This window comes from Cytobacillus sp. IB215665 (assembly GCF_033963835.1).
GTDB lineage: Bacteria > Bacillota > Bacilli > Bacillales > SM2101 > Nanhaiella.
This window is the reverse complement of sequence record NZ_JAXBME010000011.1, coordinates 44,638-59,296: the sequence shown is the minus strand read 5'-3', so window position 1 is coordinate 59,296 and position 14,659 is coordinate 44,638. Positions and strand designations below refer to the sequence as shown.

Sequence of the window (14,659 nt, the reverse complement as noted above, 5' to 3'; positions counted from 1 at the left end):
CTTTTCGATACCCATCCTTTGTTACGAAGGAACAATTCATGCGTAAGTAGCCTATTTAAAAGTACTATAATTATGGATTCTATATTTTTGAGTTTAGTCCTTTAAAAATGTTGTTAAAGTTTTGACATATCCTACCTTTTAATTATATTTTTTCAATAAAAAAACATTACCCTAATCGTTAATAATTTCACATTAAGGTAATGTCTACGCTATTGAGTATGGTTAAATTGTAGTAAAAGTAATTTTATAAGTTTTTCTCTCCATTTTTACTGTAACAATTAAGTTTTCTAAAAATTGTTTAATGTTAGAGTACACCAAGTAATCATCAGCTGTTGTAACACTAAAAAAAGATTGTTTTACAGTATTATGGCCCATAGGTTCAATTGTTGTCTCAGCTAATACTTTACGGCATGCATTCAACTTACCAGTGCCACCACATGATTCGCAAAATTGTATCGTACCTTTACAACCACACGGAACAACTTTTATCCTTTCAATCGCCATATTGATTCTCTCCTATCACAATTTAGTCCCTAGCTCTATCCATCATTTTTATTAACCTAGCATGTTAAATATCTTTCTTCCGAAGCCAGTCATTTCGTTGCATTTACAAATGTTTACTTGCTTCCAACATGCTTCTTATCAATGCGTTTTTCAATTTTGGCAATAGCATCTTTGTCTTTAAGAAGGTCTTCTTTGTTTTGTCTAATTAGTTCAGCTAACGGCATTTTTACTTTTTTCATTACATTCACTCACCTTTCAATTAATTTTTCTTAATAAAGGTTAATATGATACTGTAGGAAATTATCGTGTTATATCATGTATAGTAAATCAATAATTTTTACATTTCTTCACTCCACTTTTGTATAACCTATCAAAAAAAACCTTTACCAGAGTGGTAAAGGTTTTTCTACATATAAATACCTTTACCGCTTGATAAAGGTCTTGCTAACAACGTTATGTCGCCAACAAAGCCGAGAGTTTTAAACTCCGTAATGACGACTTTGCTGTAAAAGCTACTCCCCTTTAGGAGAAACATTAAGTTAATTTAACTATATCATAAAGTAAACAATATGTCTTTGTCAATTAGTATTTTCATATTTTATGTGACAGCATATGTGACGTGGGCTTATTTTCTATTAACAAATTTTTCTCTACCTCATACGAAAGTTGTACTAATACTCATACATCTGCCTAATGCTCTGTCTAATAAAGTTTATTAAAATAAACTCAACAACATATTTTATAAAGATTTTTTTACTTAAACAAAGGAGAGATAAATAATGAAGATTATTGAGTTATCTATGAAAACAAATAACTTAGAAGAAATGAAGAAATTTTATACAGATGTTCTACAAATGATATTAATTGAAGAAAACGACCAAATGTTTTCTGTGATGGCTGGAAAGACACGGCTAAATTTTGAACATGATGCCCAACTTCCATTTTATCATCTTTGTTTTCGTACGAACGATCTGTATTTCCAACATTTATATAAAACGTTGTCAAAGAAGGATGTGTTATTACCAGATGAGTTTGGAGAAACCTCTTTATTTTGGGAAGGGCAACAAGCATATTTTTATGATCCTGATGGGAATATTTTAGAAGTCCTTGTAAGACCTTTTAATGATGATGAAGAAGAACCATTCGGCTGGTTTGACGTTGGAGAAATCGGCATGCCTTCCAGTTCAGTTAGACAAATGCAAGAAGTATTGACTCCTTATGTTAACGACAAAATGCATGGAAATGGTGATAATTTTGCATTTTACGGTGATGAATTTGGTGTTTTTGTATTAGTAAATGAAGGTAGACATTGGTATCCAACTGAGCGTCCAGCAACGATCCATCCACTAGAAATTACTATACTTGGTGAGAGGTTCCAACATTTCAAACATTCAAACCTCCCTTATACAATCACGGTGAAACCGAATTAATTATTGAATACACTTGATTAATTTTGCATTATAATAAAAACCCTTCACCTAAACGATCTATATTGTTGCTATACATTTGTCACAGATGAGGAAGTGTGTTATGTAAATGTAGGTACTTCAATAGACTTACTTACAGGTGAACGAGAACTGGTTCTAATTGAAACAACGGTTGATGTTTCAATTATACAGAATGATCCCTGGTGGCCCCTTTTGTGCTTTGACCTGGTGTTGGGACAACTCTATGTTTACAACCTTTATATACTAGTTTCACCTTCTATAATGTTTTTTACTTTATATTTATAGTTACTTGCTATTGATGGTTGGACTATCATATATAACGTAACTAAATTAGACTAAAACCTAAGTTAATTGTACATTTTCCAACAATTATGATATTCTAATCATAGACAAGCATTAACTGCATACAATAAGAAAGACCGAAGGTGCTGTAACACCAACGGTCTAACAATAGACGATTCCTTCAGGAGTCGGCTTGAATAGTCAAAATAGACCACCAATCGCTCCGGCTAAAGAGTTAAGGGTGGTCTATTTTTTGCCGTTTTTATTGAAAGACAGTACTGAAATGATCAGCCCGCAAAATGCAATTGCCAACATCAACGCTTCAAATACCGTCATACGCCTCACCCCCTTTCAGGGAATGAAGCTGACCACCCTTAGAAATTCGCTATTGTATTCCAATTATACTATAGTTGCCCATGTTATCGTAAGTTGGTCCCACCTTGCAAGTTATGTATAATTACCAAAGTTCCAATTTTTCATTTATGAAGAACTGGGCTAATCAATTCACTAATTTTTGAGTCTTAAAAAATGATTTATAAGACCCATCACATTAATACAGGCCTAAATTAAGTGCTTACATAACATAAAGTCACCCTTTATTATCACTTTCCCCCTCCTTGGTAGGTTCATTCATACCATACGGGAGGGCTGCTAATTTTCTGGATGTTCGCTCTTTGTTTGTATCTATTTCAGGCTGGTTGACATTTAGGTTTCCAATTCCAATATTAATAACGTTTGTTCTTCTCACTACTATTAACAAAAGTAATGGAAAAAAGAAAAATCCCGCTAACACTAAAAAGTCTTTTCTATCATACTTCATGTAATCTCTCCCTATTAAGTTTACTATCTTTTCTACTATATTTTTACTTTTCCAATCTACTATAAGCCATCATTTAACAGAATAAAAACTAGCTTCAACACATAAAATCAAGCTATCTCCAGTCAATTTGAGTCAGCCTACCAGATCTGATAAGTTTACCCATTCCTTGTATTGCGACTCGAAGATTCTTGATATCTTCAAACGTTGTTAATACTTCCTCTATGATGAACTTTTTTTACTTCTCCTCTTGAGCTTGAATGGTACTTCATATATTTCACCTCCTGAAGTTTATTGATGTAATAAATCTCCAATAAAAATGTAACGAATAGTTGTTGTAGTTTAGATTCCTTACAATATTCCAACTGCACATACATCTGATATATATGATAGTCGATCGGACAGTAGTAACCCCATTTTTCGCTTTGATCTTTGAAAGATGATCGGTTGTCCATAATTCAGTATAGAAAAATTTTGTATCTCAGTTATTTTATCCTATGGCAAAACCCCTTTTATATACTTCATTTCTTCAATAGCTTGTTTCTTCATTATAAAAGACATCACCTTTCATTATTGGATATACAATCCCAATTCGACAAGAAAGGTGATTTTCCTACTATTTATATTAGAAGATTTATATACAACAAATATGTAAGAAATTCGGGAAATAAAGAAATGGCATAACTCCTATTAAGATAATTAGATTTGCATACCATATTTTTTTATATACAAACATCGTCAAAGAAGGAGCCCATCCATAAAGGGGTGAGCACAATATCATTGTATTAATTCTTCAGCTAAATAGAAACTTGACTTTCTGATTTTGGGAGTTGGTGTACCATATTGTCGGGTGACAAATTCATCAGACGCACCAGGTTGTAACATTACCTGTGTAGAAAAGGACAATTGTTATCATCATTATCATTGAGATTGATGAAAATGGTTATTGCAAAAACAGATCGTCTATAATTTGTCAAAAATGTACGATTGTCTATGCTATCCACAAGTTCCTCTTGCTTCTATTATGCAAACTAGATTTAAACATCATATACAGTTCTTCAATGAAAATCATACATACAAAAAGACACTCTGGTAATTGGAGAGTGCCCTTTATGTTACTTATGTGTACCTGATTATCGTTAGATATGGTCTAAAGTAAGTTGGTGTTAAATTAGGAATTTCATTGATAAGATTGGATACCTGTATAGTAATGGGTTCTCCCATCATCCCATGATAAAGAAAAGTTTTCGATATAGGTATACCTAGATCAGAGGCGTTGTCAGGTGTATTGTCTATAATTGTACTAGATTCATCAAACACGCTTGTTCCATTATAGATTTTAAATCCAAGTAGTTGCCCATCTCTCCCAATATCAGGATTACCGCCTTCTACTAGACAAATCATGCCGTATGTGATTTGATAAAAGCCATTAGCAGGAAGAATGATTGCGTTGGGATTATTAGCATCATTATTTATAAAGCCACCCGTACATGGTTGATTTGAATCAGTAAGCAGCACTGTTTGTGTTATATTATTTACTGAAACAGGCGTAGCGGATGTGTTAAAAAGACCGCAAATACCTAGTGCACTACCAGGTGTTCCTGGGTTACCCATTGGTCCTTGTGGACCCTGTTTCCCAGGTTGTCCTTGTGGACCTTGTGGTGGTGGTGGAACTACTCTACATGTACAATTTTTATCATTCATTAGAAATTTTCACCTTCTATAATAGTATTTATTTTATTTGTATGGATATTTGCTGTAGAAGGCTGGACTATCATAATAAAGTAACAAAAATGTACTTAAGTCTATGTTTATACTCCATATTTTCCAATAACCACTATAAAATATACTAGCCTTGAATAATGTATACATATAATAACTTCACTCAAACTTTACTATATTTATTTTGGGAGGGATATTAATGCATCTAATTTAAAGTATTTTAAGGGAAATACATCAATCAAATTTACCTAAGGCACAAGACTACAATATGAAATATTATGAATTTAGAAAAGTAATTCACTACATTAAAGAGCATAATTACATTAAGGGAGAAATTATTACTTTTACCGATATATTTTTAGGTGGAGCAAAACTTACAGAGGAAGGATTAGATTTTTTAGCTAATAATAAACGTTATGAAGATGAATACCCTTCAAAAAAGGATATCCCTTTTTGGGTTAGGAAGTTTCCTAGGTTGTACATTTTCCAACAATTATGATATTCTAATCATAGACTAGCAGTAACTGCATACAATAAGAAAGACCGCAAGTGCTCGCAACACTAACGGTCCTACAATAGACGATTCTTCAGAGGATCGGCTGATATATCTAAAAAGATAGACCGCAACCCTATTCCGTTAAGGGCGGTCTATTTTTTATGTTGAAATGAAAGAATCGCTACGATTAATGTTGCAAAAGCAATCATGAGCATTATCCCTTCAAATGTAGTCAACATAGGCATCACCTCCCTTCGCAAGGAGTATGAAGCCGACCAACCTTTAGCTACCGAACTATTGTATTCCAATTATACCATAGTTGCCCATATTATCGTATGTTGGTCTCATCTAGCTTGTCTATTTAACATAATAAAAGTTCCAATTATTCATCTGAAGAACTGAAACTAATGGATTTACTCAACAATTATTGTGCTTTCCAGGTTTATTATCTCCTTTAGCTCTATGTACTGCTCCATTTTAGACTTATGCGTAGCACGGATCTGAACTAACGTGATTTATAAAAAGAATTATTAAGTTCATCGGAATAGCGGGCACAAAACATCAAACTTATTAAGTAAAAATATTCCTAAGCATGTTTACATGTTCGTTTAAGCTTGCATATAATAATGTAATTTTAATAAGGGAAGGAGGACGCGATGTATAAGCTAATGTTAATGTTGTTCAGTATTTATTTTTTTCTTTCCTCGGCATTTGTCTATGGGCAAATGTTAATAAATGACTCTATCATATTTATAGCCCACCGTGGTGCATCTGCTTATGCACCAGAAAATACTTTTGCAGCATTCGATAAGGCAGTTAAAATGGATGCTGATTATATAGAAGTTGATGTGCAAATGACAAAAGACTCGCATTTAGTCATTATTCACGATCTAACGGTTGACAGAACGACAAATGGAACTGGTTATGTAAAAAACTTAACACTAACAGAATTACAGCAGTTGGATGCAGGTAGTTGGTTTCATACAAAATATGCAAATCAACAAATACCTATATTGTCAGATGTTATAGAACAATATAGCCGATATATTGGCATTATGATTGAAATTAAAAACCCTTCACATTATCCAGGTATAGAAGAAAAAATAGTGCAACTACTTCAACAATACCAAAACGAACAAAACATGCTCCAGCATATTAAAGTACAATCATTTAACGAAGCCTCTATCGTGAAATTCCATTCACTGCTCCCTTCTATTTCTTCCGGAATCATTATAAATAAATCAACCTCACCTTATCAAATCCTACAATATTCAGGTATATTTGATTTCATATCAGTTCATAAGTATTTTGTAACAGACGTACTAATAAAAACAGCCCATTCTATTGATGTCAGCATTTTTGCTTGGACGATTGATCGTTCTGAAACTGCAAACAGGCTTGCTATAAACGAACCGATTGACGGAATCATTAGTAATAGACTAATGACTAAGAATGATATGGCAAATAAACAATTAATACTATACGAAAATTTTTGCGTTATGCCATCAGGGAGCTCAAGTGAACAGTTTAATTCACACGAAGAAAAGTCAAAAGGTTGAGCTTTAAATCAACCTTTTGACTTTCTTACCATTCTATTTAGCAGTATCTCTCGATTAGTTCTTTCATCTTTTGTGTAAGATAATTCATATCATTAGTTGTAACTGTAAAACGGATGTTGGATTCGTCCATTTCCAATGCTTCTGCTAAAAAGCCACCTAAACCTCTCGCTCTACGGTCTACTTCCATAAGTACTTCAACACTGTCATGTGATTGAGGGAAGAATACTAACTCCAACTCATCTAACTTACCTCGAAATGGTCCACTCGTTGGAAAAAACTCAAACTCTTGAATAAATGGTAAACGCCCTTTCATACTATACGGAGCTTGTTCACTTTCAACTTCGCGCAGACGAAAACCAAGTTCGTTAATTGATTTAAATATAGCAGTTGTTAAAGGCATCGGCTCTACTTGAATGTAATCCTTGTCACTAGGATCAACAGCATTTTTAATGTCTAATCCTGTTTGAATCCATACTTTTGTTTTACCCATTGTTACAGGAGTGTCAATAGGTAGCTCAAATGAAAACGGGATTTCTTTTGCTTCTCCAGCCTTTATTGTAAAAGGTTCATTAATTTTAAACTTTCCAATATCAACTTGTCTATTAACCTTTGTATCATTAACTTCTTTAATATAAGTTGTTTTGACAGACAAATAGATTGAATCGATGTCCTGATCAACATTACCACCAGTTAGTTCAACAACACCTTTTACTTCTTCACCAGCTACTAATCGGTCATTATACAGTTTTGTATCAACTGTCGTCGATCCAATTCCAATACTTGCAAACATTTTATTAAAAAATGACATATTCATATCCTCCCATTTTCGCAAATACATTGACTAATCATATTATACTATAAACAGCATGTTCAAATAGGAAGTATTTTCAATAAATTTTTTAGAGTCTTAATCGGCATCAAATTCCTCGTCAATGATGTTCTTCTTCAGTAAATATTCAAAAGTGATATCTGCTATATCTAAGAGATCTTCTGCTTGTGGAATATGTCCTCTCTTTAGTAATTCATTAAAGAAAAACTCAGCAATTTCTTCTGTATCAATCACTACATTGATTTCACTCATTACATTTACCGCCTCCTTTTTTACAGGTTTATGTGTAATATTTTTACGATATACCAAAAGATTTACATCATGACACAAACATTATTTTTTGCAAACGGTTTATTCGCATTAATTGTTGGTTTTTAAAATAGGATGGTTTCGTACTAAAAAGACTTGGCATCTTTCTTCTATAAAACGATGACTGTTGATTAAAACAACATCTTTATCTTCTACTTTTGGAACTAAAGGAATATAGCTTACGAAAAGAGCCTTGTAATTTGAGCTAATTAAGATATTCCTAATGTTCGGGGCATATCTTCTTCTCTAAACACTATAAAATTCATATCCTACACATCAGTTATTCAAATGTGAGTGGAACAGTAAATGAAAAGAATCTTTGTAAATCATGTATATTATGTTAAGACATTACATATCGTGTAATAAAAGTTAAGCTTTTTAGGAGGGTTATGTATGTATGCAAAGCAAATAACTTATGTAAAGCCTCATGCGGAAAGTGAGGAGATGAATGTTGTTAGTGGACAAGCTTTTGACAGTTTATTAGAAAAGGTGACAAATGGGATGTTTACATGCATAAAATACGTTGGTTTGCCATACTTGATCTACATCTTAATTAATTTTTTTCAATTGTAAAGTTATTATCTACTTAAATAAAGTGATAGTTTTTCTAAATGATAGAAAATAATATCCATTATTTTTTTATATTCCTCATCCTGGAATGTTTCATATAGACGTTTGTAGTCGTTATAAATATCTAAATAGTAGTCAATCAGTTGTAAATATTTTTTTTTAATATACGTCCTACTTTGATCAGATTCTTCTACATAGGAAGGTGAAAAATGATCTAATTCCTGATGTTTTAAATATTTTAACGTTACATGCTTTTTTGTTAATACTTCACTACTATCTTTATCAGATAATAAAACTAGCTCTTCTTCACTGACTTCAAGCCACTCGCCCTCATTAATGCTTACGAGTTCATAAATGATATCTACAGCAACCTCAGCTTGATAATGCCATATTTCTGTTCTAATACCTATTACTTTAAATAAGGTGTTTCCATATTCCAACACTTTCACAATATCACCAAAGTAAAATTTATAATCAATTTCCATTTTTTCAATTTCAACATTATTTTCATAATCAGCTAATAATTGAATCGCATTTTGAACATATAACTGATCACTGTAATTCACTTCATATAAAATTAATCCATCTATCATAGTGACATTTGTAATCATCCCAACAGTACCATATTTTGAAATGACAACTACATCACCGACTTTAAATTGTGGGTTTTTTTCATTCTTCAAATGTATTAGCCCCCTTGCTGTAAGCTACATTCTAATACATTATTATATGCAGCTAGATCAGAAGAGGGATAAATCAATTTAACTTCATGACAGGATATTTCTAAGTTTTATTTCTAATGTTCCTCATGAGCTCTATATAGCTCCCAAGCTGTATCAAATATTGACATACTGGCTAAGTAAGATCCATTCATTTCTAAATACGTACTAATTTCATTATATTCAAAAGAATTTTTAGGAAATCCATGATCTTCATAAGCATTGTTAGCAAAGCGCCCGATATCAGTCTTAGCTTTAGGCTCCCTATAAGTCATAAGATAATGATAAAATGATTTCAAAGCTACTACCTCTCAATCTTATATACGTGAAATTAATTGTGTTCATTGTGTTTATATTAACTTTTTATATAACTATTGGTCAATTATTTTCACCTTACTTGTCCCATGGTACTTTGTTTTACTAACATGATAATTATGTAAGGAACAGAGTTCTGCAGGCCCTCCGAAGCTCAATGATTTAAGTACTTAAATACATACTTAAGTAAATTTCCTGCCCTCAATACAAAGCCAGCCCCTTGCTGTGTTTTCATAAAAAGTAACCGAACTAAAACCTGTTGATATTAGTAATTGTTCCATATTCTCTTTAGTATTATAGAATTGCATGTGATAGTTGATTTTGTATTTCTCTGCAACGATTAAGAAGATCCCACCCGACTTCAACACCCTAAAAACTTCCTTCACTCTAATCTCTATATCAGACCAAAAGTAATGAGTGTTTATGTGAAAGTGACAAGTCATTTACAGTTGCATGATATATGCACACTTTCTCCTTAGCAACATCTCCATTGTTAGCTTAAATCGATTCTTTTACTGCCTGTTCGGCACAATCTATGTCATAAACTGTTCCGTTTGCATTCATATTAAATAATAATTGCACTGTTTTACCACAACCGCAGCCTATGTCTAATATAACAGCTTCTTCTACCATTTGTATGTTCTCCAGTGCCCATTTGTTTATGCCAAGATGGGCAACGTTCATTATCTTCAGCATATAAGAACCTAACCTCCCTCTTGGGTTTTTAGCTTGGTCTATTAAACTTTGAAGTAATTTCATTTCTTTCCTCCTTTCTATTACCTCACTAGCGAATTAAAAAAACCTAGCTTTGTCCGTAGACACTTATTTAGCCAAAAACATAACATTTACATATTTTGTTATTATTTCAACCATTGTTTAAGTTAACAATAATTAGACATTTTAAAACCATTATTTTAGAGAAACTAGCACCCAAAAAATCAGAAACTCACACGAACCAACTAGATAACTATTTTTTACAGCAAATATTTTTCAACCCTGCTCTAATATGCATAATAAGAGCTACTATTGCTATACTCAAGGACCTACATCAAAAGTCGTATATAAATTACTTCATCCTATTGATGTAATTATTGTAAAAGTAGTACAAGATTGAAGGAGTGTACAGTCCTTGTAAATTTTTTAAAATCTGTAATGAGGTGATAGGATGTTAATTAAATGGATCGTTTGTAATGTACCATTACATAAGAAAAGACAGTTTTCAATTGCACAAGAACAATGGAGATCACTCCAAAATATAGATGGTTTTCTAGGTCAAATTGGAGGATGGGATATAAATACACCTACTAAAGCATGTATAATCGCTTTTTGGAAGAATCATTCCTCATATAAGTTATTCATGAAGAATAAGCATGATGCAATAATAGAAGGTAATGACCAAATGAACGAGTATGATAGTATTAAAGTTGAAATTTTTGAAAACAATTTAAACGTATTGAACTTTAATATAAGTGAGGTTTTACAAAAAGCAACATTTTTACACGTCGAAAAAGACCCCTGTACAAAAGAGAAGCAAAACCATTTTGAACAGAGTCAAAATTCATTATGTGATATAAAAATGAATGAATATAAAGATATGCTAGGATGGATGTTTAGTAATAATCATTATTCATATTTAATAGCTTCATTATGGAATAATAAAGAAGTGGATCACACATACATAAAAAACTTATTACCCAAATTCAATGAAAAATTAACAATAAAGGAACATATAAGCCAAATGAACGAGAATTTAGTACAGTTAGATAGAAATTGGTTAGTAACTTGTAATATGTAAGCACTCTTAAAAACAAGGACGTCATGTTAATGAAAACTTATATTATATATTGTTAACGGGATACATAACATCATAGAATTGTATCCCAACTCAAATATAATATAAGTTTTTAATCCTTATATAAACCAAATTACATTATGCTAATGGAATTTGTTAGAAAGATTATGATCATTTATTTTAAATAGCTAACCTATTTACTTACCTCTACTAAAAAAACGTTTATATTTCTTAAAAGTTTTATATGGTGGAAGGTTGACCGTTTCATCAGGTTGGTAGCATACCCTATCATGATATGGCATCTCTAACATTTCCCATTTGAAATCTTCTTCTGTACATTTTATAAAAAAATCATACCCTTCATCATCGGAAGGAGCTAAAGTTAATCTTGCCTCTTCGTAATTTAACGCAGTATCGATTGCCTCTCGTAGTTCGGTTAAAGCAGCACGATTAGCAATTAAAAATGCATTTCCATGCCACGATTGCTGCCCGTATATATGACAAGTAGGCATAGATTCATCCTCCTCATAAAAAAGATTGTTATAAACCTTTTCAAGCTGATGGAGAATTTCTTTTGGCTTGGTAACTTCTAGATAGGTGTCCATGCCCCATTCCCAATACCTTTGTCCACCACCCTAAATTGAGAAATAAACTCATCATATAAAGCATTATTTTCAACAAATAGATACCTTTCTGACTTATCATCTAAATCTCCGATGAAATAATAGCAGTGAATTAGCATTTCTTCTTTTTTATACAAATAATGATATAAGGTTTCTGCTATTTTTTCTGTTTTACATATTTTAAATTTAGATTTTTTCGCCCTTTTCGGCTTTAGTAAACCATTGACAAAGGGTGTCTCTGGAATATAGATAGCTGTAAACAAATAAGTATTTAACACGACTAAAAACACCTCTGTTAAATTTATTGTCTCATCCTACTTTGCTTTATTATTATGATGACGAAGCTTATAACATTATTGCAGCTAATCATGAAGCTTTACGCCCACATTATGAAAATTTTCATAAGTAGATAGTGGATTATGACCGTGTACTAATTGACCAGTTGTTAAAGTAAGGTATTATCAATATATTTAAAATTCTTAATCTTTGCCTTTATACCATTTGTCTGTCATGAACTCATCAGGAATCCTCTGTTCTGTTGGGTCATCAAATCCCAATTTATAAAGTGTTTCAAACCATAAATCCCTTTTCGATTCCGAAAGTTTGTTCCCACACCATGGACAGTAATAAATTATTAAATCAGAAGTACCTCCATCATGAATGATTAACCCATACTCATCTAGGTTCTCTGTATAGTGTATTAGACTATCAGGACAATCAAAAATATTAGGATGTTGTTTACATTTGAAAATAACGTAGTGTGTCATTGTTTCACAGCAATGTTGCTTCATTCTTATGCCTCCAAACTATAAGTAATACAATCCATTTAGACTTATCGAATATTAATTAAATTTAAGGTATAAATAAAACAATTCGTGCAATTGATACAAGTAGACTAAATAATACTGATAATGTTTGTATTCAGCATCTATCTTTAATTACTATTAAAAAAAGTGACGTTAAGATAACAAACGACCATTTTGGAAACTCAATGTTCATTGATTTAAATGATATAGCCTCTGGTAAGATAGCTGTTGTAAAAAAAGTAATAATCCGATAATCCAAGAGTAATTCATTAATCGAAAAAGCCACAAAGTTTATACTCCCCCATAAAAAACTCAGAATTTAATGGTATTTAGAGGTGTAAAATTAATAATAATCCAGTTTAAATTACCTATTTAATGAATCCTTTTATGTAAAATTCACCACTAGTCATTAATATACTTGTAACAAAAACTTTTTACGATGACAAACAGCCCACTATCCCTAGATTTGCTGGGGTGTTAAGGAAAATGCCTTTTTTCCTTTCTGTTTTCTAAACTAGGCTGAATATATTTTTCAATTACCTTTATACCTAAATATGTATTTACAAGTCCTACTATAATAGCAATCACTAACATACTAACCCCAGTAGTGTCTTTTATCACAATTGGCTTAAGTAACGAAAAAGCTATAGATAAACTAATAGGTAATGCCAATCCAACCCATAAACCTGTATACAATATAAACATTTCTTTTCTCCATCATACTTGTCTTTTAACACATTTTTTCTATTCCATTATGGCTAAAGTTGTTGTAACATATCAAAGTTAAATATTGTTAATACTTGCCCGCATTAGTACTGTGAGAAACAAACGATCCTTCTGGATTGAATAAGTGAAATGAAAAAGGCTACTTTATGAACAATTTTTCAAATTAAATCATCAAAGTATAGGTATTATATTAATGACGACTTATAATCTGGAGTAAACCATTCATGTACCTCTTAAAATTTTTTGTTTATCAATTGAGCTTATTTATTACACTTATAGTCATTAATTTTTATACCGATAAATATTTAAGTAAACCCTTTACTCGCATTGATTTATTAGCTATAAGTATAAGCTTACCGCTCTTTATACTAATAGCTATGTTAATTGATAGGTCTTATAAACTATTCAATGCTATTCAATTAAAGAATAGGATAGTATTATCAATAATTGCATTTGTTTTTGCAGCTTCTTTTTTGGCTTTATTGGATTATATAGTGTTTGAAATTACGGGAAAGATGCTATTCTTTTAGAAAAACTATACTGCCTAACAATGCTCATTTTTATAAATACAGAATGCAGTAGAGCTGCTGTAATTAATGAGTTCATTCATTTTTCTTTATAAGATTTGAATTTATATTATTAAAAAATGTTCTTGACACTTTTACGAAAAAGGAAACCATCTACAGTAACAATTTTCGAACGCTATATAAATTTTTGAAAAAATAAAAAAACTCTGCTTCTAATATAGTAAGTAGCAGAGATTTTTCAAACATTCAATGACGTCGTTATTTGGGCATACTGATATATCAATGTTATTACTTGCTACTTATAGCAAGCATGTTTATAACAAGTTTAATTAAAACTTGAAGTAATTCTTCTTTAATAAACGTGGTATTGCTAACAGTTCCTCATAAGTAATTGACTGTTGAATTTGCTCAGTATTTATTAACAACAGTTGCTCTTCTATTGTATCTACTATTGCTTCTTCTTGATATTCGATACCACACGTTAAACATGTAATGCATGGTACAGCTTTAATCTGTATAGCCTTCGTACCATCTGGTAGTTCCCAATAAACAGTATTTTGTTCGTGATTTATTTTATCCGATTCACACCATTGACAACTGATTTGATTAGCCATT

General features: G+C 31.6%; 20 protein-coding genes and 1 pseudogene. 5 read left to right on the top strand and 16 right to left on the bottom strand.

The window, feature by feature from the left end:
* Positions 1-222: 222 nt before the first annotated feature.
* Together SLH52_RS13860 and SLH52_RS13855 are read right to left on the bottom strand one after the other, a co-directional pair.
* A complete protein-coding gene (locus SLH52_RS13860) occupies positions 223-504 on the bottom strand; it encodes a hypothetical protein (RefSeq protein WP_320209871.1) in 282 nt (93 codons plus the stop codon).
* A 113-nt stretch (positions 505-617) separates the two neighbouring features.
* Positions 618-743, bottom strand: coding sequence for an FbpB family small basic protein (locus SLH52_RS13855; protein ID WP_320209870.1), 126 nt, complete (start codon positions 741-743; stop codon positions 618-620).
* A gap of 540 nt (positions 744-1,283) precedes the next feature.
* Between SLH52_RS13855 and SLH52_RS13850 the strand changes: the two genes are divergently transcribed.
* Positions 1,284-1,934, top strand: coding sequence for a VOC family protein (locus SLH52_RS13850; protein ID WP_320209869.1), 651 nt, complete (start codon positions 1,284-1,286; stop codon positions 1,932-1,934).
* Between the two features lie 546 nt (positions 1,935-2,480).
* Here SLH52_RS13850 and SLH52_RS13845 read toward each other — a convergent pair.
* The 3 genes from SLH52_RS13845 to SLH52_RS13835 form a co-directional block, all read right to left on the bottom strand.
* Positions 2,481-2,570, bottom strand: a complete 90-nt coding sequence (locus tag SLH52_RS13845; protein WP_320209868.1) for a putative holin-like toxin — start codon at positions 2,568-2,570, stop codon at positions 2,481-2,483.
* Positions 2,571-2,823: 253 nt separating this feature from the next.
* Positions 2,824-3,054 (bottom strand): hypothetical protein, encoded by a 231-nt coding sequence (locus tag SLH52_RS13840; protein WP_320209867.1) that lies wholly within the window; start codon positions 3,052-3,054, stop codon positions 2,824-2,826.
* A gap of 1,116 nt (positions 3,055-4,170) precedes the next feature.
* Positions 4,171-4,755 (bottom strand): hypothetical protein, encoded by a 585-nt coding sequence (locus tag SLH52_RS13835; RefSeq protein WP_320209866.1) that lies wholly within the window; start codon positions 4,753-4,755, stop codon positions 4,171-4,173.
* A gap of 235 nt (positions 4,756-4,990) precedes the next feature.
* Here SLH52_RS13835 and SLH52_RS13830 point away from each other — a divergent pair, with 235 nt between their 5' ends.
* Complete coding sequence (locus tag SLH52_RS13830) at positions 4,991-5,272, top strand: YjcQ family protein (RefSeq protein WP_413785538.1); 282 nt, start codon at positions 4,991-4,993, stop codon at positions 5,270-5,272.
* A 149-nt stretch (positions 5,273-5,421) separates the two neighbouring features.
* Here the strand turns inward: SLH52_RS13830 and SLH52_RS23405 are convergent, their stop codons facing one another.
* A complete protein-coding gene (locus SLH52_RS23405) occupies positions 5,422-5,508 on the bottom strand; it encodes a putative holin-like toxin (protein WP_413785537.1) in 87 nt (28 codons plus the stop codon).
* 417 nt (positions 5,509-5,925) lie between these two features.
* On the opposite strand from SLH52_RS23405, the gene SLH52_RS13825 reads away from it, so the two are divergent.
* Positions 5,926-6,828, top strand: a complete 903-nt coding sequence (locus SLH52_RS13825; protein ID WP_320209864.1) for a glycerophosphodiester phosphodiesterase — start codon at positions 5,926-5,928, stop codon at positions 6,826-6,828.
* Between the two features lie 37 nt (positions 6,829-6,865).
* On the opposite strand, the gene SLH52_RS13820 is transcribed toward SLH52_RS13825, so the two are convergent.
* Entirely contained in the window at positions 6,866-7,636 is a 771-nt protein-coding gene (locus tag SLH52_RS13820; protein WP_320209863.1) for a sporulation protein, read from the bottom strand.
* A gap of 99 nt (positions 7,637-7,735) precedes the next feature.
* Positions 7,736-7,909: a YozD family protein gene (locus tag SLH52_RS13815; RefSeq protein WP_320209862.1), complete on the bottom strand. Its 174-nt coding sequence runs from the start codon at positions 7,907-7,909 to the stop codon at positions 7,736-7,738.
* A gap of 450 nt (positions 7,910-8,359) precedes the next feature.
* On the opposite strand from SLH52_RS13815, the gene SLH52_RS13810 reads away from it, so the two are divergent.
* Positions 8,360-8,539 carry a hypothetical protein gene (locus tag SLH52_RS13810; RefSeq protein ID WP_320209861.1) on the top strand — a complete coding sequence of 60 codons (180 nt, stop codon included), beginning with the start codon at positions 8,360-8,362 and terminating at the stop codon, positions 8,537-8,539.
* 5 nt (positions 8,540-8,544) lie between these two features.
* Here SLH52_RS13810 and SLH52_RS13805 read toward each other — a convergent pair whose 3' ends face one another.
* The 3 genes and pseudogenes from SLH52_RS13805 to SLH52_RS13795 all read right to left on the bottom strand — a co-directional run bounded on the left by SLH52_RS13805 (position 8,545) and on the right by SLH52_RS13795 (position 10,329).
* On the bottom strand, positions 8,545-9,219 hold the full coding sequence (locus tag SLH52_RS13805) for a hypothetical protein (protein WP_320209860.1): 675 nt from the start codon (positions 9,217-9,219) through the stop codon (positions 8,545-8,547).
* Between the two features lie 113 nt (positions 9,220-9,332).
* Positions 9,333-9,554, bottom strand: a complete 222-nt coding sequence (locus SLH52_RS13800; RefSeq protein ID WP_320209859.1) for a YozE family protein — start codon at positions 9,552-9,554, stop codon at positions 9,333-9,335.
* Positions 9,555-9,752: 198 nt separating this feature from the next.
* Positions 9,753-10,329, bottom strand: a pseudogene (locus SLH52_RS13795) (methyltransferase domain-containing protein).
* Positions 10,330-10,735: 406 nt separating this feature from the next.
* Here SLH52_RS13795 and SLH52_RS13790 point away from each other — a divergent pair.
* Positions 10,736-11,365 carry a YdbC family protein gene (locus tag SLH52_RS13790; RefSeq protein WP_320209858.1) on the top strand — a complete coding sequence of 210 codons (630 nt, stop codon included), beginning with the start codon at positions 10,736-10,738 and terminating at the stop codon, positions 11,363-11,365.
* Between the two features lie 194 nt (positions 11,366-11,559).
* Here SLH52_RS13790 and SLH52_RS13785 read toward each other — a convergent pair whose 3' ends face one another.
* The 5 genes from SLH52_RS13785 to SLH52_RS13765 form a co-directional block, all read right to left on the bottom strand.
* Complete coding sequence (locus tag SLH52_RS13785) at positions 11,560-11,874, bottom strand: hypothetical protein (RefSeq protein ID WP_320209857.1); 315 nt, start codon at positions 11,872-11,874, stop codon at positions 11,560-11,562.
* A gap of 77 nt (positions 11,875-11,951) precedes the next feature.
* The gene (locus SLH52_RS13780) at positions 11,952-12,263 is read right to left on the bottom strand and encodes a hypothetical protein (RefSeq protein ID WP_320209856.1); all 312 of its coding nucleotides are present in this window, start codon (positions 12,261-12,263) and stop codon (positions 11,952-11,954) included.
* A 201-nt stretch (positions 12,264-12,464) separates the two neighbouring features.
* The gene (locus SLH52_RS13775; RefSeq protein ID WP_320209855.1) at positions 12,465-12,776 is read right to left on the bottom strand and encodes a DUF6980 family protein; all 312 of its coding nucleotides are present in this window, start codon (positions 12,774-12,776) and stop codon (positions 12,465-12,467) included.
* Positions 12,777-13,268: 492 nt separating this feature from the next.
* Positions 13,269-13,496: a hypothetical protein gene (locus SLH52_RS13770; RefSeq protein WP_320209854.1), complete on the bottom strand. Its 228-nt coding sequence runs from the start codon at positions 13,494-13,496 to the stop codon at positions 13,269-13,271.
* Between the two features lie 877 nt (positions 13,497-14,373).
* Positions 14,374-14,646 (bottom strand): YokU family protein, encoded by a 273-nt coding sequence (locus tag SLH52_RS13765; protein ID WP_320209980.1) that lies wholly within the window; start codon positions 14,644-14,646, stop codon positions 14,374-14,376.
* Positions 14,647-14,659: the final 13 nt, after the last annotated feature.

Coding starts and splice junctions, on each gene's coding strand:
- SLH52_RS13855 (WP_320209870.1), bottom strand. CDS start 743: ATGAAAAAAGTAAAAATGCCGTTAGCTGAACTAATTAGACAAAACAAA.
- SLH52_RS13815 (WP_320209862.1), bottom strand. CDS start 7,909: ATGAGTGAAATCAATGTAGTGATTGATACAGAAGAAATTGCTGAGTTT.
- SLH52_RS13785 (WP_320209857.1), bottom strand. CDS start 11,874: ATGCCTACTTGTCATATATACGGGCAGCAATCGTGGCATGGAAATGCA.
- SLH52_RS13835 (WP_320209866.1), bottom strand. CDS start 4,755: ATGAATGATAAAAATTGTACATGTAGAGTAGTTCCACCACCACCACAA.
- SLH52_RS13860 (WP_320209871.1), bottom strand. CDS start 504: ATGGCGATTGAAAGGATAAAAGTTGTTCCGTGTGGTTGTAAAGGTACG.
- SLH52_RS13820 (WP_320209863.1), bottom strand. CDS start 7,636: ATGTCATTTTTTAATAAAATGTTTGCAAGTATTGGAATTGGATCGACG.
- SLH52_RS23405 (WP_413785537.1), bottom strand. CDS start 5,508: ATGTTGACTACATTTGAAGGGATAATGCTCATGATTGCTTTTGCAACA.
- SLH52_RS13845 (WP_320209868.1), bottom strand. CDS start 2,570: ATGACGGTATTTGAAGCGTTGATGTTGGCAATTGCATTTTGCGGGCTG.
- SLH52_RS13825 (WP_320209864.1), top strand. CDS start 5,926: ATGTATAAGCTAATGTTAATGTTGTTCAGTATTTATTTTTTTCTTTCC.
- SLH52_RS13775 (WP_320209855.1), bottom strand. CDS start 12,776: ATGAAGCAACATTGCTGTGAAACAATGACACACTACGTTATTTTCAAA.
- SLH52_RS13810 (WP_320209861.1), top strand. CDS start 8,360: ATGTATGCAAAGCAAATAACTTATGTAAAGCCTCATGCGGAAAGTGAG.
- SLH52_RS13850 (WP_320209869.1), top strand. CDS start 1,284: ATGAAGATTATTGAGTTATCTATGAAAACAAATAACTTAGAAGAAATG.
- SLH52_RS13770 (WP_320209854.1), bottom strand. CDS start 13,496: ATGTTTATATTGTATACAGGTTTATGGGTTGGATTGGCATTACCTATT.
- SLH52_RS13790 (WP_320209858.1), top strand. CDS start 10,736: ATGTTAATTAAATGGATCGTTTGTAATGTACCATTACATAAGAAAAGA.
- SLH52_RS13840 (WP_320209867.1), bottom strand. CDS start 3,054: ATGAAGTATGATAGAAAAGACTTTTTAGTGTTAGCGGGATTTTTCTTT.